At 39.0% G+C, this 1,351-nt stretch carries 1 protein-coding gene; it reads left to right on the top strand.

Annotated features, from left to right (window positions below; all coding sequences use genetic code 11):
* The first annotated feature begins 100 nt into the window (after positions 1-100).
* Positions 101-1,288: an ISL3 family transposase gene (locus KQ486_RS13980; protein WP_216687993.1), complete on the top strand. Its 1,188-nt coding sequence runs from the start codon at positions 101-103 to the stop codon at positions 1,286-1,288.
* Positions 1,289-1,351: the final 63 nt, after the last annotated feature.

Raw genomic sequence — 1,351 nt, 5'->3', positions numbered from 1 at the left:
TGGTTCATCACTATAAGTTGTGGTGAACATTGAAAAAAGTAGAACCTTCCTCTAATGTGATAAGTAACCAACAAATACACAAAATGAGGAGAGGTTCTACTTGTATCGTCAGTTTACTAAAGAACTCATTCAATTGAAAGAGTTTCGTTTACATGAATTATTTAAATCTGAAGATGATCGATGGGTCGCAACATTAAAGCCTGTCGAGCTTCATAACCGTTGCACGGGGTGCGATGTTAAAGCGCATATTCACAACCGGAAATCACGAACGTTACGTCATCAGTGGATTCCAGGACGTCGCGATTTATATGTGCAGATACCGGTTTATCGCTTTCGTTGTCCTCTCTGCGGTATTACATGGTCTAGTAACTGGGAAGGTATTCCTCAGCGCGGCCATGTCACAGAACACTTTAAGGCAACAGTGACCGAGTACTGTTTTGGTAAAACGATTCAAGAGGTCGCTAATAATTTGTTAGAACCGTACTCCAACGTTGAACGATGGTTCTACGAACAAGCTTCAAATCTATTACCTGATATCAAGGAAACAGATTCTCCTGAACAACTATGTTTAGATGAATTTGCGATTCGAAAAGGTCATTGCTATGCATTTGCCTTAATGGATCCGACCACGGGTCATATTTGGCAAACTAGTGAAGGGAAAAGTCGAAAATCCATCCAGGATGGATTACTTCACTATCCATTTCGACAACCACCAAAGGTCGTTGTCACGGATTTAGCACCTGGAATAGCGGAAACTATTATAGATGTTTGGCCAGAAGTTGACATTGTGGCTGACAAATTCCATGTCATTCAACTACTCACAAGAACGATTGAACAAACGAGAAAATTGATTTCTAAAGAGGATAAACATAAGAAAATTCGTCACCAACGTCGATTACTTATGACGCTACCTAGTAAGTTGAAGGATAACGAATTGGAAGAACGAGATTGTCTTCTTGAAGATCAACCTAAGCTCCAAGAACTCTATCAAGCGCTGCAAGACTTAAGAAAAATGTACGAAGCAAAAGACTTTCATGAAGGTGACCGATATTTTAAACAATGGATACAAAAATATATGTATGGAATGGTTCCCGCTCTACAAAAAGTGGCTAAAACCCTTCTGCAATGGAAGAAACCAATATTAAACTTTTTTACTTATGGGTTAACCAACGGACCAATGGAAGGCACAAACAATAAAATCAAAGTTCTTAAACGCAAAGCATATGGCTATCGAAATCAAGACCATTTCTTCACAAGAATTCGATTAGAATGTAAACAGCCGTTTTAGAGAAAATTCGGATGAAATAGTGCATTAGAGGGAGCAAAACCCACAATTATCGGTGAAGAACCT

The sequence above is a fragment of the Allobacillus halotolerans genome (assembly GCF_018967645.1).
GTDB classification, from domain to species: Bacteria; Bacillota; Bacilli; order Bacillales; family Alkalibacillaceae; genus Allobacillus; species Allobacillus halotolerans.
The sequence above is the reverse complement of the archived record's forward strand: the minus strand, read 5'-3'. Positions and strand labels throughout refer to the sequence as shown.